Genomic DNA, 21,936 nt, shown 5'->3' on the forward strand with positions numbered 1-21,936 from the left:
GGGTTGTTTTCAGTCCTGCTGCAGGGGCTTCTTGGAAGTCTCCACAGCGAAGAGGACCGCGATGAGGGAGATGACGGCGGCCGCCACGAGGTACCAGCCGGGAGCCAGCTGGTTGTGGGTCAGGCCGATGAGGAGGGTTGCCATGAATGGGGCGGTGCCGCCGAACAGGGCATTGGAGAGATTGAAGCTGACGGCGAAGCCGCTGTAACGGACCCTCGTGGGGAAGAGCTCGGCAAGGAAGCTGGGCAGGGTGCCGTCGTTGAGCGTGAGCATGCCGCCCAGCAGGATCTGGACCAGGACAATGACCAGGAAGTTGCCGGTGTCGAGGAGCATGAACGCCGGAACGGTCAGCACCACGAACAGTACGGAAGCCGTGATGAGCATGCGCTTGCGGCCGAACCTGTCCGATGCGATCCCGGTCAGGAAGATGAATCCGATGTAGCTGAGGAGGGCAATGGTGGTGGCCAGGAACGATTCGGCCGCACCGAAGTGAAGCTCCTCGGAGAGGTACGTCGGCATGTAGCTGAGGATCACGTAGAAGCCGACGGCGTTGAGCAGCACGGCGCCCGTCGCGATGATCAGCTGCTTGCGGTACGTCTTGAACATCGCGAAGGCCGGAGCCTTGACCGCGGTGTCTTTCGCGGCCATTTCCCGGAATGCCGGGGTGTCCTCTAGTTTGGTGCGGATGTAGCGGCCGATCAGGCCCATCGGGGCGGCCAGGAGGAAAGGCAAGCGCCAACCCCATTCGCCGAGCTGCTCGGCGCTCAGCACCGAGCTGAGCAGTGCCGCGAGGAGGGAACCGAGCAGCAGGCCCGCCGCTGTACTTGCAGGTACGACGGCGGCATAGAGTCCGCGCCGATTGGCCGGTGCGTATTCCACCAGGAAGGCCGAGGCACCTGCGTATTCGCCTGCTGCCGAGAAGCCCTGGACAATGCGGACGAGCAGCAGGAGGACTGGTGCCATGACACCGATGGTGTTGTAGCCGGGGATCAGGGCGATGCAGAACGTTGCCACGGACATGAGCACGATCGACAGGGAGAGTGCCTGTTTGCGTCCGAGCCGGTCACCGATGTGGCCCCAGATGAATCCGCCCAGTGGACGGACGAAGAAGGAGACGGCAAAGACGCCAAACGTGGCGAGAAGGGCGGTCTGCCGGTCCGATGCGGGGAAGAAGACCGTCGAGATAATCCCGGCAAGGTAGCCGTAGACGGCGTAGTCGAACCATTCGACGAAGTTGCCGATGAAGCTTGCAGTGATGACGCGGCGGCGGGTGTCCTTGCTGACCGTGTGGTTGTTGGCGGGCTTTGACGGGCCGCCCGGGGTGGCTGTTGCGTCGGGAAGGCTGCCGGATCCGCCTTTGGATCCGGCACTAGCGCTTCCCGGGATGGCTGCCACGGAGGATGTTTCGTTTTTCATGAATCCACCAAGAATTTTGGGGTTGCATTCAACGCAACGCTGTTGCATCAGAATAGATGTGTTGCGCGTCACCGTCAAGAGGTGCCGGTTTCCGCCCAACTAGCTCGCATTAGTTGTCGTTATGAGGGGTCTAAACGACAACAAATGCGAGTCAGTTGGGGAGGGGTGGTTGCAGGTAGGGGGAAGGCGGCGCAATTACTGCAACGCGGTTGCGTTAGATGAGTGAGATGGAGCCTTGAAATGCAAAAAGAAGCTCCCCGGATCCAAGGATCCGGGAGCTTCACAGCGAGCGTTAAGGGACTATTTGAGCCAGGCAGCCACCACATCCGGGTGGGCGTCGACCCATTTCTTGGCCGCGGCGTCAGGCTTCATGCCGCTTTGGATATCGGTCGCGACGGAGTTCTGGTCAGCGTTGGTCCATGAGAAGGCCTTGGCCAGTTTGGCGGCGGGGGAGCCGCTATCCGCGAACTTCTTGGACATCACCTTGTTCAGCTTGTAGTCGGGGTAGTCACACGCCACCTTCTCGGCATTGGCATCGCAGCCCGGAGTGTACGCGGGCAGGCTGACTTTCTTGAGGGAGACCTCGGAAAGGAACCATTGCGGTTCGTAGAAGTAACCCAGCAGGGGCGTCTTGTTCTTCTCGGCCGATCGGAACGACTGGATCAGGGCTGCTTCCGAGCCGGAGAAGACCACTTTGTAGTCGAGGCCAAGGTTTTTGACGAGGGCCTCATCGTTGGTTACGAACGCGGGGTCGCCGTCCAGGACCTGGCCCTTGCCGCCTGATTCGGACGTGGCAAAGAGGGAAGCATATTTGTTCAGGTTCTTGCTGTCCGTGATGTCCGGGTACTTTGCTGCCATCCATGGTGGCACGTACCAGCCGATGTGGCCTTCATTGCCGGTGGGTCCGGCGTCCACCGCCACCTTCTGGTCGGTGATGTATTGCTTCGCGAGGTCATCGTGACCCCAGTTTTCAAGGACGACGTCGACTTCACCCGAAGCGAAGCCCTGCCAGGAAATCTGTTCCGACAGGTCCTTCTGGACCACCGTGCAGCCGAGCTTGTTTTGGGCGACGTAGCTGTACACGGCCGCATTCGCCGTGTAGCCCACCCAGGCGTTGAGGGCCACGTTGACGCTTCCGCAGGGGGTGCTCGAAGCACCGGCTGCGGCCGCCTGATTGACTGTGGCGCCGCCGCAGCCGGCAAGCAACAGGGCGGCAGCCGCGGTTCCGGCGAGTGTGGGGATTGTTCGTTTCAACAGCAGTCCAGCTTTACTCATGGTGGGATCTCCTTGTTGGGGGGGCAGTGCGTGAGCGTCAGAGCCGTTAGTGGGCGGTTGATTTTGCTGAAGGGACTTTTCGGACGGGGTGGGCTGCGGCAGCCTGCGTCATGCGGTCCAATAGGATGCCGAGGAAAACGATGGCCAGGCCTGCGGCGAGGCCCTTGCCGAACAGTGAACTTTGGACAAAGCCGGCGACGACGTCGTACCCGAGGCCACCTGCTCCGACCAGCGCTCCGACTACCACCATGGCCAGGACGTAGATCAGGCCCTGGTTGGCGGCCAAGGCCAAGGACTGCCGGGCCATGGGCAGCTGGACCTTGGTGATGACCTGCCACGGGGTTGAGCCGCTGGACACTGCGGCTTCCATGACGGTGGGTGAAATCGCGGCGATGCCGTCGGCCGTGATCTTGATGGCCACGGGTGCGGCGTAGATGATGCCGGCGATGATGGCGGTGAACCGTGTGGCGCCGAAGAGGCCCAGGAACGGAACCAGATAGACGAAAGCAGGCATGGTCTGTCCCGCGTCAAGCATGGGCCGCATGATCTGGTCCACCTTGTTGGACCTGCCCATGGCCACGCCGAAGATGACGCCCAGGACCATCACCACGGCGGTGGCAACGAGGGTGCCGGCCAGGGTGACCATGGCATCGCTCCACAGGCCAAGGTAGATGATCACGGCGAGGCACGATGCCGTGACCGCAGCAAGCTTCCAGCCGCCGAGGGCAAAGGCCGCTATGACAATGACCGCGACCAAGAGGTAGAACGGTGTTTCCGTCAGAAGCGACTGGAACGGGTTGAGGATCCCGTTGGTGACTGCCTCGCGGAAGGACACCGTGAACAGGAAGAGGTTGGTCTGCAGCCATTCGCTGGCCGAGCCCACTCCACTGACGATGGCCGGGCCAATGTTGAGGTCCTTCGGGAAGGCGGCGGCCCAGAGCATCGTGCGGGACAACTGGACCATGACGAGTACCACCAGCAGCGTCGCCGCCAGCAGGATGTACCTGGTTCGCCGCGATATCCGGCGTTTGCGGTTTGCCCCGGGTTCGGCCCGGCGGCTCGCGGCCGTTGTGACGCGGTCCAGCACGATGGCGAGCAGGACGATCGACAGTCCCGCGTTGACTGCTGTGCCGACGTCGAGCGATTGCAGGGCGCGGACAACCACTTGTCCCAGCCCGGGTGCAGCGATGAGCGCCGCGATGGTGACCATGGACAGCGCAGCCATGGTGCTCTGGTTGATCCCCATCACGATGGTGCGCCGTGCCAAGGGAAGCTGAAGGGTGAGGAGCCGCTGCAAACCGGTGGTTCCCAAGGAGTCGGAGGCTTCCCGGGTGTTCTCCGGGATGCACCGGATTCCATGCGCCGTCAGTCGGATGACCGGAGGTGCCGCGTAGATCACGGTGGCGATCACTGCGGAGGCGGGGCCGATCAGGAAGATGAGGGCCAATGGAGCCAGATACACGAAGGTGGGAAGGGTCTGCATAAAGTCGAGGACCGGAGTGATCACCTTGGCAACCCGGCCATAGACCCCGGCCAGTACTCCGAGGGGGATGCCGATAGCCAAGGTGAACAGCACGGCTGTGAGGACGAGGGCGAAGGTGTAAGCCGCTTCCACAAACAGCCCTTGGAGGCCGAAGAACGCGAAGACGGCTGCGGTGAGCAGCGCCACCCGGGCATTGCCCACTGCGAAGGCGATCCAGCTGAGCAGCGCGATGGTTCCCAGCCAGCCGATTTCCGGCAAGCGAAGCCCGGTGGAGCTGGCCGCGAAAATGCCGATGAACAGGTTTGCGACGGCGTCGACGGCGGCCCGGAAGGGAGTGAAGACGTACTGGAACACCGGATTGTCGGCGCGGTTCGCTGCCACCCAGGCGTTGAATTGGTTGAGGGAGCGATGGAGGTCCGTCAGCTCCGACGCCGGCAGCGTGAGGGTCGCCGTGCCGTGGAGGAACAGGAATCCAATGAGCCAGACGACGGCGGCCCCGCCTAGGAGCAGCGTGCGGCGGCTTAGCCGCTTGCGCGGTGCGCGGACGGGGATGTGGTTGGTATGAACCGGGGCTCGGTCACGAACGAGAGTGGACATCACGCCGCTACTTCCGTGCCGCGGATGACCGACAGGATGCTGTCGCGGTCGATCTGGCCGGTGATCTTGCCGGAATCTTCAACCAGGACGGGACACGATGAGTTCATGACCGTGGGGATGGCGTCGCGGATGATCGTGCCGGCGCTCAGGACGGGCGCGTCCCCGGGAGTGCCGGATCCTATGGGGTCGGTGATCCACTTGAGCGTCAGGACGTCCGCGCGGGGTACTTCGGAGACGAAATCGGCGATGTACTTGTCCGCCGGTGATCCGACGAGGTCATCGCCGGTGCCGCACTGGACTGTCTCGCCGTTGCGCATGATCAGGATGCGATCCCCGAGTTTGAGCGCTTCGGATAGGTCGTGGGTGACGAACACCATCGTCTTGCCCATCTCTTTGTGCAGCCGGATGACCTCCGCTTGCATGTCGCGCCGGATGAGCGGGTCCAGGGCCGAGAACGGTTCGTCGAAGAGAATGGTGTCCGGGTCGCCGGCCAAGGCGCGGCCCAGCCCGACGCGCTGCTGCATTCCGCCCGAGAGCTGATCGGGGAAATGCTGCTCGTAGCCCTTGAGTCCCACGAGGTCGATGATTTCGCGGGACCTGGCATAGCGCTCGTTCTTGGCGGCGCCACGGATCTGCAATCCGTAGGACACGTTGTCCAGCACGGTGCGGTGCGGTAGGAGGCCGAAATGCTGGAAGACCATGGACATTTTCCGTCGACGCAGCTCCCGAAGCTCGCCGGTTCCCGCCTGCATCACGTCCTTGCCGTCCACGAGGACACTCCCCGACGTCGGTTCGATCAGGCGGGTGAGGCATCGGATGAGGGTGGACTTTCCGGACCCGGACAGGCCCATGACGACGAACACCTCTCCCTTGGCGACGTCGAAGTTCATGTCCCGCACGGCAGCATTGCAGCCGGTGCGCTCAAGCAATTCGGCGGAACTCAAACTCGACAGCTCGGGATCCTTGGGGATCTTTTCCCCTCCGGGTCCGAAGACTTTCCAGAGGTTGCGCACTGATATGTCAGGACTGTTCATTGCTGTACTCCTGCCTGTGGCGGCTCGAACCAGTGGCTGGGCCCGGGGCTGATATTTTGCCAGATGTGTTTTGTTTCTCGGTATTCGGCCAAGCCCGCGAGCCCCAATTCGCGGCCATTGCCTGACTGTCCGAAGCCGCCCCATTCGGCCTGCGGAACGTACGGGTGGTAGTCGTTGATCCAGACCGTCCCGTGGCGCAGTGCCCCGGACACCCGCTGGGCCTTCGAAGCGTCCGCCGTCCATACGGCTCCGGCCAGCCCGTAGACAGTGTCATTGGCCAGCCGGATAGCTTCTTCCTCGGTGGCGAACGTTTCCACCGTCATGACGGGTCCGAAGGATTCCTCCTGCACCACACGCATCGAGGTGCTGCAACCGTCCAGGACGGTGGGCGGGTAGAAGCTGCCACCGGCCAGCTCCGGGGTTACGGGAATGAAGCCGCCGCACAGCAACCGGGCGCCTTCCGCAACACCGGCCTGCACGTACGCGTGGACTTTTTCCCGGTGGGCCGTGGAGATCAGCGGACCGGTCTGTGCTTCCTCGTCGAAGGGGCCGCCTAGCCGGATCAGCCGTGCACGACGCACCACCTCGGCCACGAATTCATCGTGGATGGATTCTTCGACAATGAGCCGTGCTCCCGCCGAGCAGACTTGGCCCGAGTTCAGGAAGACGGCAGTCAAGGCGTTGTCGATCGCGGCCTCCCGGTCGGCGTCGGCGAAGACCACATTCGGGTTCTTGCCGCCGAGCTCCAGGGCCACGCGCTTGACCGAGGCCGCGGCGGCCACCATGATCCGCTTGCCGGTTTCCAGTCCGCCTGTGAAGGAGACAAGATCGACCCGCGGATCCGAACTGAGCACAGCCCCCACGTCCGGTCCCGTTCCCGTCACGAGGTTCGCGACGCCGTCGGGCACGCCTGCTTCGCGGAGGGTGTCCATGAGCAGGATGGACGTGGAAGGTGTCAGCTCACTGGGCTTGAGGACAAAAGTGTTGCCGGCCAAGAGCGCAGGAGCAACCTTCCACGAAGCCTGGAGGAGCGGATAGTTCCACGGCGTGATGAGGCCGCAGACGCCTACGGGCGCATGGACAACCCGGCTGATTGCGCCGGGCCGGCCGGTATCGATCACGCGGCCCGCGTCAGTTCCAGCCACGCTGCCGTAGTAGCGGAAGCAGGCGATGACGTCGTCGATGTCGTACTCGGCCTCGACCAGGCGCTTGCCGGTGTCCAGGGCTTCGGCCGCGGCGTATGCGGCCTTGTCCCGCTGCAGCAGCTCGGCGACGCGAAGCAGGATCGCGCCGCGTTCCAGTTCCGGCGTGCTCGGCCACGCGCCGTCGTCGAACGCCTTCCGGGCGCTCGCCACCGCGGCTTCGGCGTCCGCCGCACTGCACTCGGCGACGTCGGCAACATGCGTGCCGTCCGCCGGGCAACTGATGCTGCGGATTCCTCCGGTGGACTGCCGCCAGCCGCCGTCGACGTAGCTGCCGCGAACGGTGTGGGCCTGCGTGAGTTGTGGACTGTTCATGCCGCCCCCTAGTTCCGTGCCGAGCTGGCTTCGGGCTGGCTGTCTAAGCCGTCGAGGCTGTCCGGAACCGGCCCGTCCGCCTCCGGAACCGGAGTCGCGCCGTGACGGTAGAACTCGGCGGCGATCGGAGCGAGGGGTTCGCGGCCCTGAATCAAGTCCGCGGCCTTCTCGGCCAGCATCATGACCGGTGCGTAGATATTGCCGTTGGTCACGTACGGCATCGCCGAGGCATCCGCCACGCGCAAGCCCGAGGTGCCATGCACCCTCATGCTGAGCGGATCCACCACGGCCATGGGATCTGTCGCCGGACCCATCTTGGCTGTGCAGGACGGGTGCAAGGCGGTCTCGGCGTCGCGGGCTACCCAGTCGAGGATTTCGTCGTCTGTCTGGACAGATGGACCGGGGAGAGCTCGCCGCCATTGAACGGGGCCATGGCCGACTGTTCCAGGATGTGCCGGGAAATCCGGATGGCTTCCACCCACTCGCGCCGATCCTGGTCCGTGGAAAGGTAGTTGAACTTCATGGACGGGTGGGCGGTTGGATCCGTGGAGGTGATCTTCAGGCTGCCACGGGCATCGGAGTACATGGGGCCGATGTGCACTTGGTAGCCATGCTTGGCATCGGCCTTCTGGCCGTCGTAGCGGACGGCAACGGGCAGGAAGTGGAACATGAGGTTGGGGTAGGCCACGTCCTCGTTGGAGCGGACAAAGCCGCCTCCTTCGAAGTGGTTGGTGGCCGCAGGGCCCTTGCGCCCGAACAGCCACTGCAGGCCGATCCACGGATAGCGCCACAGGCTCAGGCTTGGCTGCATGGACACCGGTTGGGTGCAGGCGTGTTGGATGTAGACCTCCAGGTGGTCCTGCAGGTTTTCGCCGACGCCCGGGAGGTCAACAACGGGTTTGATGCCCAGCGATTTGAGGTGCGTTGAGTCCCCGACGCCGGACAACTGCAGCAGTTGCGGGGTGTTGATGGCTCCGCCGCACAGGATGACTTCCTGGGCATCCACGCTGTGCTTCTTGCCGTTCCGGCGGTAGCTGACGCCCGTGGCCCTGACGCCGGAAGTACCGGTGCCGTCGAAGTTGATTTTCGATACGAGCGCCCGGGTCCTTACCGTGAGGTTGGGGCGGTTGAGGTGTGGGCGCAAGTAGGCCCGGGAGGCTGAGAGCCGCTGGCCCTTGTGCACGTTGCGGTCGAAGGGGCCGAAGCCCTCCTGCCTGTACCCGTTGACGTCGTTGGTCCGTGCGAATCCGGCCTGTTGGGCGGCGCGGAAGAATGCTTGGAAGAGGGGATTGCGCGCCGGGCCGCGTTCCAGGACCAGCGGTCCGCTGTGTCCCCGCAATTCATCGTCGGGTTCGGCCGCGAGGGCGGTCTCCATGCGGTTGAAGTACGGGAGACAGTGCGCGAAGTCCCAGGTCTCCATCCCGGCGTCGGCTCCCCAGCGTTCGTAGTCCAGGGGGTTGCCGCGCTGGAAGATCATCCCGTTGATGGAACTGGAGCCGCCCAGGACCTTGCCGCGGGTGTGGGCGATCCGGCGTCCGTGCATGTGCGGCTCGGGGTCGGATTGGTAGCGCCAGTCGTAGAACCTGTTCCCGCTTGGGAAGGTGAGCGCCGCGGGCATCTGGATGAACAGGTCCCAGGGGTAGTCGCTGCGGCCCGCTTCCAGGACCAGGACGGTCTTGGTGCGGTCTGCGCTGAGCCTGTCCGCCAGCACCGATCCGGCACTGCCCCCACCGACAATGACGTAGTCAAACTTTTCGTTAGCCATTAGTTGAACTCCTTTAAAGTGATCCCCATTGCTGTGTCCGGTAGCCAGGAGGGGCGTCAGCCCCGCAGCTTTTCCATGTTTGGATCCACGAGGGGATCGGCGGAGATGGTGGCGGCGATCCGCTTGCCGAAATATTCGATCTCGACGGCGTCACCCTCGCCCGCTTCGGCGGGTAGCCAAGCATAGGCGATCGGCTTGCGGACCGTATAGCCGTAAGCGGCACTCGTGACATATCCGGAAGGCTCTCCCCGGAAATAGACAGGTTCCTTGCCCAACACCACTGACGTGCCGTCGTCGACCGTCAGGCAACGCAGGCGGCGGTTGACGGGCAGTTCGCGGCGGGCTTTGAGGGCCTCGGCGCCGACGTATCCTTCCTTGTCCTTGCTGACAGAGAAGCCCAGGCCGGACTGGAACGGCTCGTGCTCCGGAGTCATGTCGGTACCCCATAGCCGGTAGCCCTTCTCGAGGCGGAGGCTGTTGAACGCGCCGCGGCCCGCCGCGATGATGCCCTGCTCCTGGCCCGCCTCGAACAGCAGGTCCCAGAGTCTTTGGCCGTTTTCCGCCGTGGTGTACAGCTCCCAGCCCAGCTCGCCAACGTAGGAGAGCCGCATCGCAGTGACCGGAATCCCGCCGATCCGGACCTTTTTGGTCCGGAAGTACTTCAATCCGTCGTTGCTGAAATCGTCATCGCTGACCTTCGCGATCACTTCGCGGGCCAACGGTCCCCAGAGACCCACACAGCACGTGGAGCCGGTGATGTCGCGAACCTGGACCCACTGGCTGACGTCCTGGGCGGTCTGCTTGCGGGCTTCGGTGGTGAAGTAGTCGAAATCGATGTTGCCGTTGGCCCCCACCTGGAACGTGGTCTCATCCAGCCGGGCCACCGTGATGTCGCTGCGGATGCCGCCGTCGTCGTTGAGGAGCAGGCAGTACGTCACCGCGCCCGGCTTCTTGTCGACTTTTCCGGCGCTGAGGCGCTGCAAGAGGGTTACGGCGCCGGGACCGGAAACCTCCAGCCGCTTGAGCGGCGTCATGTCATAGAGCGCGACGGCGGTGCGCGTCTTCCATGCTTCGGCGGCGGAGATCGGGGAGTGGAACATGGCGGCCCAGGGCTCGCGCTCCGGCGCCTGCCATTCTTCCGGGAGCTTTTCAAGCAAGCCGCGGTTGGCCTCGAACCAGTGCGGGCGCTCCCAGCCGTGGGCTTCGAGGAAGAACGCCCCGAGCTCCTTCTGCCGGGCATTGAACGGGCTCACGCGCAGTTCGCGCGGGGAGACCCTCGGCTGCAGCGGGTGCAAGACGTCGTAGATCTCCACGAAGTTCTGTTGCGACGTTTCGCTGACGTAGCTCTCCGCGGTCTGGATCTCTTCGAAGCGGGAGACCTCGCATTCGTGGAGCGGAATGCGGGACTGGCCCTCGATGAGGCGCTCCGCCAGGGCACGGGCCACGCCGGCGGAGTGCGTCACCCATACGGCCTCGGCCACGAAGAAGCCATCAACGTCCTTGGACTCGCCCACGAGGGGACCGCCGTCGGGAGTGAACGAGAAGATCCCGTTGAAGCCATCGGCGATCCGGGCGCCGGCGAGTGCCGGAAGGAGTTCCTTCGAGTCTTCCCAGCAGGGCAGGAAGTCTTCTTCCGTGAAGGGCAGGCGGGACGGCATCCGGTGCTCGGACATGTCGGCCGCAGCAACCTCGGGCAGCTCCCGGAGGTCCACGGGCATGGGCTTGTGGGCGTAGGAGCCGATGCCCATCCGGTCCCCGTGCTCGCGGTAGTAGAGGTCTTTGTCCTGGTGCCGGAGGATCGGCATCCAGGCGCCGTTGGCCGGATCAAGCAGCCGCGAGGTATCGTTCCGGCCCACGAGCTCCGGCACGGCGGTGGTCTTGACGTATTGGTGCGCCAGGGGCAGGAGCGGCACGGACATGCCCACCATGGCGCCGATCTTGGGCCCCCAGAACCCGGCGCAGGAGACCACGATGTCTGCCGGGATCACGCCGTCGGGCGTTTCGACGCCGGTTACCTTACCCGCGGACTGTTCGATGCCAGTCACGGGTGTGGAACCGCGGAACGTGACCCCTGCGGCGCTCGCCTTGGCGATGAGCAGGCCGACGGCGCGGGCGGCGGAGGCCAAACCGTCGGAGGGAACGTAGAGCCCGCCGAGCACCTTTTCCTGGTTGAGCAGCGGATAATGCTTGGCGCACTCGTCCGGGTCAATGAGCCGGCCTTCCACCCCCCACGACGCCGCGTAGCCCAGCTTGCGCTTGAGGTCCTCCAGGCGCTCCGGAGTGGTTGCCACCTCGAGGCCACCCACCTGGTTGAAGCAGGAGACGCCGGATTCGCTGAGTGAGAGCAGCTTGTCCACGGTGTAGGAGGCGAATTGGGTCATGGTCTTCGAAGCGTTGGTCTGGAACACCAAGCCGGGGGCATGCGAGGTGGAGCCGCCCGCCAGCTTCAGCGGGCCCTGCTCGAGCACGGTGATGTTGGTCCAGCCGCGGGTGGACAGTTCGTCCGCGAGATTCGCGCCGACGATGCCGGCTCCGATGATGACGACGCGGGGTGTTGTGGACATGCGGGAAGCTCCTGAAGTAGAAGGGCAGGGTCTGGACGTTTTGGGGTACCTAGACGTGGCCGTCGACGGTCAGCCCCGGCGGTAGGTTGGGGGCGTCCTCGGATTCTTTGACCATGATCTGGCCGTCCACCACCAGGACTTCGTGGACCCGGACGGGCAGTTTGGCGGGAGGCGCATCGGCGGCTCCCGTGCGGAGGTTGAACTTGGAAGCGTGAAGGGGGCACTCCACCCAGCAGTCCTCCACCCAGCCGTCGGCGAGGGAAGCGTCTTGGTGCGTGCACGTGTCGTCAAGGGCGAAGAGTTCGCCCTCTTCGGTATGAAATACGGCAATGGGCGGGGACGTCTCGAGTCGAATCGCGTCCCCCGGAGCCAACGAGCTGAGCGGGCAAGCACTGTGCATCTCAAGAACCTCTTTCACCGGATTGGTCAAAACCTGTGGGGTGGTTGTCTCATGATCAACGCTGATCACAATACGCAACAGAGTGATTGACCTCACAGGGGCTTGTCAAGGGGTCGAAGTTTCCTCGCGGATTCCTTGACACGCGTTGTGAAGTCCGTCACGCTGTTTCGCATAATGAAGTTTGTTGCGTAATGCGCAATAAACTTTCGAACGGCTCGGCGAGGAGGAAGCCATGGAGACATTGGCGATCGTGGGCGCATCATTGGCGGGTCTTTCCGCCGCTCGCGCTGCCCGGGCGCAGGGCTTTGGTGGCCGGCTACTCATCATTGGAGATGAGCAACAGCGGCCCTATGACCGTCCGCCCCTGTCCAAGGAGTTCCTGGCAGGAAAGATCGGCATCAAGCACTTGATGTTGGAGGCGGAAGAGGCGGGATCGGAAGATCCCTTGCAGGCTGAATGGCTGCTTGGCTCGCCTGCGCGGAGCTTTGACGCCGCGACCAGGACCATCACCCTCGGCGACGGACGCACGGTGGCAGCTGACGGCGTCGTCATTGCCACCGGAGCCTCAGCCCGCACGCTGCCCGAACTTGCGGGCCTATCCAATGTTTTCACGCTGCGGACCCTCGAGGATGCGCAGGATCTGGCTCCGGAACTCGTTCCTGGCAGCCGACTGCTGGTGGTTGGCGCCGGCTTCATTGGCGCGGAGGTGGCATCGACGGCCAAGGGCCTGGGAATGGATGTGACCATCATCTGCAAAAGCCCGATGCCGCTGAGCGCTCCGCTCGGTCCGGAGATGGCTGCCGTCATGGCCACGCTCCATGGGATCAATGGAGTGGAGCTGATTTGTGACACGGGAATCGACTCGTATTACAGCTACGAAGGAAATGTGACCGGTGTCCGGCTCAACGACGGACAGTACCGTCCCGCAGATGTCGTACTCCTCGGAATCGGGGCAGTTCCCAATGTCGGATGGCTGGCCGGTTCGGGCCTGGCGATCGACGACGGCGTCACGTGCGATTCGATGGGACGGACAAACGTCCCCGGCGTGGTTGCCGTGGGGGACTGCGCGGCCTGGTTCGACGAACGCAGCGGGCGGCACCACCGCGTGGAGCATTGGGCCGGCGCACAGGAACGTGCCGCCCTTGCGGTCGCCGGGCTCTTGGATCACTCGGCCGCACCCCAACCGCTTAACCTGCCGTACTTCTGGTCGGACCAGTACGGAGTGACGCTCCAGTTCGCCGGCCATGCCCGGGACGCCGAGCGCGTCGAAATCGAAGCGGGGCAGCTCGAGAACCACAGTTTCCTCGCGGTGTACTACCGGGGCGAGGAGCCGGTGGGCGTCCTCGGGGTGAACCAGCCGCGTCTGTTCACCCGCTGGCGCCGCCAACTCAACGCCCGCAACTCCCAGCCTGTCCTGGCAACCCCATAAACCTTCCAAGCCTCAACCACGTTCATCACTGAATAGGAGTCAGCATGACCACTGAAGTTGTTTCCCCCAGCCTGATCCCCACTCTCCCCGGCCACACTTATGTCAGTGAAGACATCTTCCGTGCCGAGCAGGAACACATCTTCGAGCAGATGTGGTTCTGCGCAGTGCGGACCGCGGACCTGGAAAAAGCCGGCTCGTTCAAAACCGTGCAGATCGGCCGCGAGAGCGTGCTTATCAACCGCACCCGCAAGGGAGAGATCCGCGCGTTCTACAACATCTGCCGGCACCGTGGCGTCAAGCTGTGCATGGAGGAGTCCGGCGAGGCCAACCGCTCGTTCCAGTGCCCCTACCACGCCTGGACCTACGACCTCGAGGGAAAGCTCATCGCAGCCCCCAACCTGACCAAAATGCCGGATATCGACCGCAACGAATACGGACTCGTGAAGGTCCACGCCCGCGAATACATGGGCTACGTGTGGGTCTGCCTCGCGGATGAGCCGCCGTCGTTCGAGGAAGACGTCATGGGGGCTATCGAGGAGCGCCTCGGGGACCTGCGTGCCGTTGACGACTACGACATCGCCAACCTGAGCCTTGGCCGCCGCATCAAGTACGACGTCAAGGCCAACTGGAAGCTCATCATTGAAAACTTCATGGAGTGCTACCACTGCGCCACGATCCACCCCGAGCTGACCGAAGTCCTGCCCGAATTCGCCGACGGACTGGCAGCCCAGTACTTTGTGGGCCATGGCGCCGAGTTCGGTGAGGACATCAAGGGCTTCACGATCGACGGCTCCGAGGGCCTGGATCGCATCCCCGGAGTCGGCGACGACCAGGACCGCCGGTACTACGCGGTGACCATCAAGCCGAATGTCTTCGTCAACCTTGTTCCGGACCACGTCATCATCCACCGGATGTTCCCGCTCGCAGCGGACCACACGATCGTCGAATGCGACTGGCTGTACCTGCCCAGCGTGGTGGAATCCGGCAAGGACGTCTCGGCATCGGTTGAGCTCTTCCACAGGGTCAATGAGCAGGACTTCGACGCCTGCGAACGCTGCCAGCCGGCCATGGGCTCGAAGATCTACGCCAAGGGCGGCGTCCTGGTGCCCAGCGAGCACCACATTGAGGCGTTCCACAGCTGGGTCACCAGCAAGATTGCCGACGTCCCCGCTGAGGGCTAGCCGCCGCTGGATGCTGTGTAACCCATCTTGACGCTGATTGAATGCCCGGCCTGCTTGAGCGCATCAAGGAGGCCGGGTATTTTTTCCGGCTCGAAACGGAAGGCGGGGCCGGAAAGGCTGATGGCTCCGATCACCGTGCCACTGTGGTTGCGGATCGGAACGGCGACGGCGTTGAGTCCGCGTTCGAGTTCCTCATACGTGGCCGCGTAACCCTCCTCCGCAATGACCGGCATTTGCTGCTCCAACTCGTCGCGGTCGGTGATGGTGCGTGGCGTGTATTGCGCCTGGCCTGCTTCCCTGAGGACACGGTCGCGCGTCGCTGGAGGCAGGGCGGCAAGCATGACCTTGCCGCTGGATGTGGCGTGGAGCGGCGTGAGGCCGCCGATCCAGTCCTGCGTGCCAAGCGTATTGGGGCCAATGGCCTGGTCCACGTTGACCGCGAAGTTTGACCGCAGCACGGCCAGGTTGGCGGTCTCAGCGAACTTCTCGGCAAGGGCTTCGAGGTCTTCCCGCGCTTCCCTGACCAAGCTGAGGCGGGCCGGGATGGCACTGGCCAAGCGCAGGATGTTGAAGCCGAGTTGGTATTTTCCGCGCTCGTGGTTCTGCTGCACCATGCCGCGGGCATCCAAAGCGCTCAGCAGTCGCGACGCCGTTGATTTGTGGACGCCCATTTCCTCCGCGATCTCACTCACGCCGGCGTCGCCGTTGCGCGCCAGGATTTCGAGCACGGTGATGGCCCGGTCCACGGACTGCACACCGGCATGGTGTGCGCCGGCGGGATCGGTATCGGGGTCGTTGGCAGGGCTTGCGTCAGCGTCCATGTGGTTCATCGTCTCAAACGCGGTCAAGTGGGCGGCCACTCTGGGCTGCGTGTCTTGGGATGCTGCATCGTGTATTACCGGGTTATAGGATCGGGCGGTATGGGGTTGCGACTTGTTCAGGTGAATTTCAAGGCTCGGGATGACTCGGCGCTCGGCCGGTTTTGGGCAGACGCCCTCGGCTGGGGTGTCTCCAGCGAGGGACCCGGCGTGACAAATGTTGAACCCGTGGGCTTCGTCTGGCCGGACCCCGCAGCCGTCTGCATCGATGTCGTCACCGTCCCGGACCCCGAGACTGTGAGGTACCGCGCGCACCTCGATCTCGCCACTACCTCTACGGCCCATCAGGCGGAGCTGGTCGCGCACCTTTTGGAACTCGGTGCGACGCCCGCCGACGTGGGCCAAGGGGACGTGCCGTGGACGGTCCTTGCAGACCCGGAAGGAAACCTGTTCTGCGTGCTGGAGCCGCGATCGATCTACCTGGACACCGGGCCCATCGCCGCTGTGGTGGTCAACTGTGCTGATCCGCGGGCCATGGCCCGGTTCTGGGGCCAGGCGATGGAATGGACCCTGCACGAGGTGACTGACGATCTTGCGCGGCTGCGTTCGGCCAAGGGCGTTGGGCCGTATCTGGAGTTCGTTCGCACACCCGCCGTGAATGCCGTGTGTGGCCGGGTCCATCTCGACCTGAGGCCGTACCCGGGCGATGATCAAGCGGCAGAGGTGGCCCGGCTGCTGGCCCTGGGTGCTACCGACGCCGACGTCGGCCAGGGAGACGTGCCATGGGTGTGCCTCGCCGACTCAGAGGGCAACGAGTTCTGCGTCCTCACCCCGGGCTGACGCGGCCCGATGAGGGTTGGCTGGGGCGTCTAGAGGCCATCGTTGTAGTTCCAGTGCTCCTGCCAACGCCAATCGATCGGTTCCGAAGCCCGCTGGTAGCGGATGTCGGTGGAGAGCCGGATCCGGTTGAGTGGGTCGACGTTGTCGGTGCCCGCATGAACCATGTAAGAGGAATGGACCATGACGTCGCCGGCGCGGTAGTCGGCCAGCAGCCAGCGGCCGTCGTGCTCGTCGGCCAGCGCTGGCAGGTCGGCGGTCATTGAGGCAGCTGGACGCTGCAGTCCACGCTCCCGTTCATCGGCCATCGCCCAGTGGTGGCTTCCTTCCAGATAGGTCAGCCCGCCCATCTCGACGGGGCAGTCACCGAGCGGGATCCACATGGAAAGTACTCGTTCGCTGCCTTCCCGAAGGTAGATCAAGTCGTAGTGTGCCTGGGTTGCCGTGCCGATGCCGGCTTCTCCCGGGCGGATGTGGCGGATGATCTTGCGCTTGTGAAGGTGGACTTCACCTTCCAGGAGCCACTCGAACCATCCGTGAATGGCTGGATGGCTGGTCAACGCCTCGTAAGCAGCCCCGGGGACGATCTCCCCGAAGAGGATTTCCCGCACCTTCCCGAGGTCGACGGCGCCCGTCGCGCCGACGCCGGTGGCTGGATCGGTTCCGGGTTCCAGCAGTCCTGTGCCGACCATCTGTGAAAAGTAGTGTTCCCGGAACGATTCGACCATGCCCGCGTCAAGATGGTTGGTGAGATAGAGGTACCCGTCCCGGCGAAGCCTGGACCACAGGGAATCCCTGTCGCCTCGTTCTGTTGTGGGGACCGGCTCAAGGTAGCCCAGGCGTACCGGTGAATCGTCCAATTCGTACCCGTTTGATGTGACCATACTGATAGCCTCGTTCAGGCTTGGACAATTCTCCATGGACTATTGTCAGAAATCATTGGATTTTCGCGGGTCAGAACCATGCCTTGGATTATTCGCACAATTGGGCGCTCTATTCGACGTCACCATTAACGCTGGGCCATGCTGCTGTCGCCTGTCTTGGGGCCGGAGAACAGGTTGCCACCGTCCCGTCCCCGAGGGACCGGAAGCTTCCCTGCCACGCGGTGGTCTACATTTCATCGGGAACGGGCTGGTACATCGAAGGGGAGCCGCGAGAGCCCAAAAGGACGGTACGAGCTCCAGCCCTCATCTCGGTGCCTCCGGGCGTCCGCCACACCTACGGTCCAGACGGGGATGGGTGGACCGAACACTGGGTCTTATTCACCGGTGCAGGCGTCCAGCTTTACAGAGATCTGGGACTTCTAGACCCGGGTCGACCGGTCACGGGACTGCACGCAAAGCCGGAGCGGGTTGCGGCCGTGTTTGTTGAACTTCACGCCGCCCTGTCCACGGTGGGGCTGCGCGGGAGCATCGAAGCGTCCGTGGCTACCCAGCGGCTGCTCCTGGCCTTTCTGGCCTCGGGAGTTGTGGATGCCGCACCCATGGGCCGGGACCGTCAGGTACTGGCCGCTTTGAAGAGCACAGCTTTCCGGCCCCTTGCAATGTCCGACCGCGCCAAGGCGGCCGGGGTCTCGCTCACCGACTTGAGGCGGATCGTCCGCGAATCCACTGGCCTGAGCCCCTTGAGCTACATCCTCGAGACACGAATCTCCCTGGCACAGTCATTGCTGGCTGAAGGTCTGTTGCCGGTCGGCAAGGTGGCCAGCCGAGTTGGTTATGAAGACCCTGCGTATTTCACGCGGTTGTTCACCCTGCATGTCGGCGTCGCGCCCACAGAATTCCGGCTGCAGCAAGCCCGGCTTCCTGGCCTGGCCCCCGACGCCTGAGCACGACGGCGACACGCCTCGAAAAGGACGTGTCGCCGTCGTTGTTAGTTTCTTCATTGCGGACCGCCATTGATCGCTGAGGCCGTTCCTTCTGAGGCGCCGTCGTGCCACACTTGGTGGACTATCGATTGACTGGGGGGATCCGGGTCAGGAGATTGGTATGTGTGTTCTGATGCAACCCCGCACCTCGGGCCGCCGAGCGGTGGTGACCGAGCCATGATGGCCGGGTGGGCTTATTTCATGGCGGGAGTAATGACAGTGGATTCGCTCTTGCTGGGATTGCTGCTCTTGAACGTGAAGTGGCCGAAACACTGGAAGAGGAACGGCTAGCGGCAGCGGTATCCCACGAACCTAAAGCACCTTGCGGATCGTCTCTTCGAAACTCACCACGTGGTGCAGGGCGAGCGCGGCCGCGCGGTCTTCGTCGCCGTCGGCGATTGCGGTGAGGAGCTCAGCGTGCTCCGCGACGTGGCCCGTCACTGAGGGCATTTTGTCCAGCATGTGGCACCAGATGCGTGTTGCCAGGTTGTCGTAGCGGATCAGCACATCCTCGAGGTGCGGATTGGCCGCGGCTTTGTAGATGAGCCGGTGCACCTGGATGTCGTAGCGCATGAGTTCCTGCTGGCCGGCGTCGTGTCCTTCGAGGCCGCTGATCGCGGTGGCAACCTCGCGCAGTTCTTCCCGCAGCTTGGGGCTGGCCATGCGGGCGGCCCGCCTTGAGGCCAGGGGCTCAAGCAGTTCCCGGATTTCGGAGACATCCGCCAATTGCGTGATGTCGACGCCGGTAGCGAAGGTTCCGCGCCGGGGATAGGACACCACCAAGTGGTCGCTTTCGAGCCGCTTGATGGCCTCGCGAACGGGTGTTCGTCCAATGCCGAGTTCCGCGGCAATCTGGCCATCGTTGATGGGGTCGCCGGGTTTGATCTCCAGCATGATGAGCCGGTCGCGCAGGAGCAGGTAAGCGTTTTCCGCCAAGGATGTTCCCTGCGTGCCTGTGTCCAGTGCTTCCAATGCAGTGCTCATGTGCTCTCTCCCGTTTGCCGCAATTCCAAGTCTGGCGGATCAGTTGCTGCCGGGCTGTTGACGGTTCTGTGATCTTCAACATACTATGGCAATAGTTCTAATATATCAGTTGCTGATTAGTCAGTAAATATAAGTATCTCAAGAGGAGAACATGATGGTTGAACCGCTGATCCGCCCGCTCGCCCAGGCGGACCCGGAGGTTGAACAGGCGATCGCCCAGGAACTCATCCGGCAGCAGTCCACGCTGGAAATGATCGCCTCCGAAAACTTCGCCCCTGCCGCCGTCATGCAGGCCCAGGGCTCGGTCCTGACCAACAAGTACGCGGAAGGCTACCCGGGCAAGCGCTACTACGGCGGCTGCGAGCACGTGGACGTCATCGAGCAATTGGCCATCGACCGCGTGAAGGCACTCTTCGGCGCGGAGGCCGCAAATGTCCAGCCGCACTCCGGCGCCCAGGCCAATGCGGCAGCCATGTTCGCGCTCCTTGAGCCGGGGGACACCATCATGGGCCTCGACCTCGCGCACGGCGGCCACCTGACCCACGGCATGCGGATCAACTTCTCGGGCAAGCTGTACAACGTCATCCCGTACCACGTCCGCGAATCCGACCTCCGGGTGGACATGGCAGAAGTCGAAGCCCTGGCCCTGGAACACCGCCCGAAGCTGATCGTTGCCGGGTGGTCCGCGTATTCGCGCCACCTTGATTTCGCCGAATTCCGCCGCATCGCCGACCTCGTGGGCGCCTACCTCATGGTGGACATGGCACATTTCGCCGGCCTCGTCGCCGCGGGCCTGCACCCCAACCCCGTGCCGTATGCCGACGTCGTGACCACCACAACCCACAAGACCCTCGGCGGTCCGCGCGGTGGCGTGATCCTCTCCAAGGAGCAGTACGCACGCAAGATCAACAGTGCAGTCTTCCCCGGCCAGCAAGGCGGACCACTGGAGCATGTCATCGCGGCCAAAGCCGTGGCGTTCAAGATGGCCGCAGAGCCAGAATTCCAGGAACGTCAAGTACGGGTGTTGGAAGGCGCCAAAATCCTGGCTGAACGACTCCTGCGGGAAGACGTCGCCGCAGCAGGAATCTCGGTGGTCAACGGCGGTACCGACGTCCACCTGGTCCTCGTGGACCTGCGCCACTCAGAACTGGACGGCCAGCAGGCCGAGGACACACTTCACCGCATCGGCATCACCGTGAACCGCAACGCGGTCCCGTTCGACCCCCGCCCGCCGATGGTCTCCTCCGGACTCCGGATCGGAACCCCGGCACTCGCCGCCCGCGGCTTCGGGGCCGAGGAATTCGTGGAGGTCGCGGACATCATTGCGACGGCGCTGATCGCGGCAGCCAGTACGGGCATAACAAGCGATGGCACCCTGGGCGACCACACCGCCGTCGAACTCCGTGCGAGGGTGACCGCGCTTGCCGAACAGTTCCCGCTTTACCCACACCTTTCCCAGGAAGGCAGTGGCAACGACGCCGCCGCCACCGAACGTGAGGCAGAAATGATTGGAGCAGCCCAGTGAGCGCAGACCAACTCCCTGAACACCCGGATTTCCTGTGGCGTAACCCGGAGCCCAAGGCATCCTACGACGCCGTGATTGTGGGCGGTGGCGGCCATGGCCTGGCCACCGCGTACTTCCTGGCCAAGAACCACGGAATGACAAACATCGCCGTCCTGGAAAAGGGCTGGCTGGCCGGCGGCAACATGGCCCGCAACACCACCATTATCCGTTCCAACTACCTTTGGGACGAGAGTGCCGCGATCTACGAGCACGCGCTGAAGCTCTGGGAGATCCTGCCCGAGGAGCTTGAATACGATTTCCTCTTCAGCCAGCGCGGCGTCATGAACCTCGCCCACACGCTGGGTGACGTCCGCGAAAGCGTCCGCCGCGTCGGCGCGAACAAGCTCAACGGGGTCGACGCCGAATGGCTGGACCCGCAGCAGGTCAAAGAACTCTGCCCCATCCTGAACATCAGCGACAACATCCGCTACCCGGTCATGGGCGCCACCTACCAGCCCCGCGCAGGCATCGCGAAGCACGACCACGTCGCCTGGGCCTTCGCCCGCAAATGCGATGAACTCGGCGTGGACATCATCCAGAACTGCGAAGTGACGGGCTTCCTCAAGGACGGCAACCGCGTGGTGGGCGTCCAGACCAACCAGGGAACCATCCACACCGAAAAGGTTGGCCTCGCCGCCGCCGGCCACAGCTCCGTCCTCGCCGAAATGGCCGGCTTCCGCCTCCCGATCCAGTCCCACCCCCTTCAGGCGTTGGTGTCGGAGCTGCATGAACCCGTCCACCCCACGGTGGTCATGTCCAACCACGTGCATGTCTACGTTTCCCAAGCACACAAGGGCGAACTGGTCATGGGCGCGGGCGTCGACTCCTACAACGGCTACGGCCAGCGCGGCTCCTTCCACGTGATCGAGCACCAGATGGCTGCCGCCGTGGAACTCTTCCCGATCTTTGCCCGGGCCCACGTGCTCCGGACCTGGGGCGGAATCGTGGACACCACCATGGATGCATCGCCGATCATTGGGACCACCCCGGTGGAGAACATGTTCGTCAACTGCGGCTGGGGAACGGGCGGCTTCAAGGGCACGCCCGCTGCCGGCCTGACCTTCGCCCACACGATCGCCACCGGCACGCCGCACGAGCTCAACAAGCCGTTCGCACTGGAGCGCTTCGAGACCGGCGCCCTGATCGACGAACACGGCGCCGCCGCCGTCGCCCACTAGCCGCAGCCCCACTAGCCGCAGCCCTTT

General features: G+C 63.8%; 16 protein-coding genes and 1 pseudogene. 6 read left to right on the top strand and 11 right to left on the bottom strand.

The features are described from left to right. Window positions 1–9: 9 nt before the first annotated feature. The 8 genes and pseudogenes from ACX5I4_RS04620 to ACX5I4_RS04655 all read right to left on the bottom strand — a co-directional run bounded on the left by ACX5I4_RS04620 (window position 10) and on the right by ACX5I4_RS04655 (window position 12,051). Window positions 10–1,416 carry an MFS transporter gene (locus ACX5I4_RS04620; RefSeq protein ID WP_461835627.1) on the bottom strand — a complete coding sequence of 469 codons (1,407 nt, stop codon included), beginning with the start codon at window positions 1,414–1,416 and terminating at the stop codon, window positions 10–12. 300 nt (window positions 1,417–1,716) lie between these two features. After that, window positions 1,717–2,691: an ABC transporter substrate-binding protein gene (locus tag ACX5I4_RS04625; RefSeq protein ID WP_461835628.1), complete on the bottom strand. Its 975-nt coding sequence runs from the start codon at window positions 2,689–2,691 to the stop codon at window positions 1,717–1,719. 46 nt (window positions 2,692–2,737) lie between these two features. Continuing rightward, window positions 2,738–4,771, bottom strand: coding sequence for an ABC transporter permease (locus ACX5I4_RS04630; RefSeq protein WP_461835629.1), 2,034 nt, complete (start codon window positions 4,769–4,771; stop codon window positions 2,738–2,740). Beyond that, complete coding sequence (locus ACX5I4_RS04635; RefSeq protein ID WP_461835630.1) at window positions 4,771–5,805, bottom strand: quaternary amine ABC transporter ATP-binding protein; 1,035 nt, start codon at window positions 5,803–5,805, stop codon at window positions 4,771–4,773. The genes ACX5I4_RS04630 and ACX5I4_RS04635 overlap by 1 nt, the downstream gene beginning before the upstream one ends. Beyond that, on the bottom strand, window positions 5,802–7,322 hold the full coding sequence (locus ACX5I4_RS04640; RefSeq protein WP_461835631.1) for an aldehyde dehydrogenase family protein: 1,521 nt from the start codon (window positions 7,320–7,322) through the stop codon (window positions 5,802–5,804). Before ACX5I4_RS04640 ends, ACX5I4_RS04635 begins: the two co-directional genes overlap by 4 nt. Before the next feature lie 8 nt (window positions 7,323–7,330). Beyond that, a pseudogene (betA, locus tag ACX5I4_RS04645) lies at window positions 7,331–9,087 on the bottom strand (choline dehydrogenase). A gap of 56 nt (window positions 9,088–9,143) precedes the next feature. Beyond that, the gene (locus tag ACX5I4_RS04650) at window positions 9,144–11,651 is read right to left on the bottom strand and encodes a GcvT family protein (protein WP_461835632.1); all 2,508 of its coding nucleotides are present in this window, start codon (window positions 11,649–11,651) and stop codon (window positions 9,144–9,146) included. Window positions 11,652–11,700: 49 nt separating this feature from the next. Further along, on the bottom strand, window positions 11,701–12,051 hold the full coding sequence (locus ACX5I4_RS04655; protein WP_184738179.1) for a bifunctional 3-phenylpropionate/cinnamic acid dioxygenase ferredoxin subunit: 351 nt from the start codon (window positions 12,049–12,051) through the stop codon (window positions 11,701–11,703). Window positions 12,052–12,283: 232 nt separating this feature from the next. Here ACX5I4_RS04655 and ACX5I4_RS04660 point away from each other — a divergent pair, with 232 nt between their 5' ends. Together ACX5I4_RS04660 and ACX5I4_RS04665 are read left to right on the top strand one after the other, a co-directional pair. Next, a complete protein-coding gene (locus tag ACX5I4_RS04660; RefSeq protein WP_461835633.1) occupies window positions 12,284–13,480 on the top strand; it encodes an NAD(P)/FAD-dependent oxidoreductase in 1,197 nt (398 codons plus the stop codon). A 44-nt stretch (window positions 13,481–13,524) separates the two neighbouring features. Further along, window positions 13,525–14,661, top strand: coding sequence for an aromatic ring-hydroxylating oxygenase subunit alpha (locus ACX5I4_RS04665; RefSeq protein ID WP_461835634.1), 1,137 nt, complete (start codon window positions 13,525–13,527; stop codon window positions 14,659–14,661). Here ACX5I4_RS04665 and ACX5I4_RS04670 read toward each other — a convergent pair. Beyond that, window positions 14,658–15,482 carry an IclR family transcriptional regulator gene (locus ACX5I4_RS04670; protein ID WP_461835635.1) on the bottom strand — a complete coding sequence of 275 codons (825 nt, stop codon included), beginning with the start codon at window positions 15,480–15,482 and terminating at the stop codon, window positions 14,658–14,660. The genes ACX5I4_RS04665 and ACX5I4_RS04670 overlap by 4 nt on opposite strands. Before the next feature lie 99 nt (window positions 15,483–15,581). Here ACX5I4_RS04670 and ACX5I4_RS04675 point away from each other — a divergent pair, with 99 nt between their 5' ends. Next, window positions 15,582–16,319: a VOC family protein gene (locus tag ACX5I4_RS04675; protein WP_461835636.1), complete on the top strand. Its 738-nt coding sequence runs from the start codon at window positions 15,582–15,584 to the stop codon at window positions 16,317–16,319. Window positions 16,320–16,348: 29 nt separating this feature from the next. On the opposite strand, the gene ACX5I4_RS04680 is transcribed toward ACX5I4_RS04675, so the two are convergent. Then, the gene (locus ACX5I4_RS04680; protein WP_461835637.1) at window positions 16,349–17,200 is read right to left on the bottom strand and encodes a phytanoyl-CoA dioxygenase family protein; all 852 of its coding nucleotides are present in this window, start codon (window positions 17,198–17,200) and stop codon (window positions 16,349–16,351) included. A gap of 221 nt (window positions 17,201–17,421) precedes the next feature. Between ACX5I4_RS04680 and ACX5I4_RS04685 the strand changes: the two genes are divergently transcribed. After that, window positions 17,422–18,144, top strand: coding sequence for a helix-turn-helix transcriptional regulator (locus ACX5I4_RS04685; protein WP_461835638.1), 723 nt, complete (start codon window positions 17,422–17,424; stop codon window positions 18,142–18,144). Between the two features lie 351 nt (window positions 18,145–18,495). Here the strand turns inward: ACX5I4_RS04685 and ACX5I4_RS04690 are convergent, their stop codons facing one another. Then, window positions 18,496–19,167, bottom strand: coding sequence for a GntR family transcriptional regulator (locus ACX5I4_RS04690; protein WP_461835639.1), 672 nt, complete (start codon window positions 19,165–19,167; stop codon window positions 18,496–18,498). 154 nt (window positions 19,168–19,321) lie between these two features. On the opposite strand from ACX5I4_RS04690, the gene glyA reads away from it, so the two are divergent. Beyond that, window positions 19,322–20,692 (top strand): serine hydroxymethyltransferase, encoded by a 1,371-nt coding sequence (glyA, locus tag ACX5I4_RS04695; protein WP_461835640.1) that lies wholly within the window; start codon window positions 19,322–19,324, stop codon window positions 20,690–20,692. Then, window positions 20,689–21,909 (top strand): sarcosine oxidase subunit beta family protein, encoded by a 1,221-nt coding sequence (locus tag ACX5I4_RS04700; RefSeq protein WP_461835641.1) that lies wholly within the window; start codon window positions 20,689–20,691, stop codon window positions 21,907–21,909. The genes glyA and ACX5I4_RS04700 overlap by 4 nt, the downstream gene beginning before the upstream one ends. Window positions 21,910–21,936: the final 27 nt, after the last annotated feature.

It is taken from the genome of Arthrobacter sp. MMS24-S77, assembly GCF_054888235.1.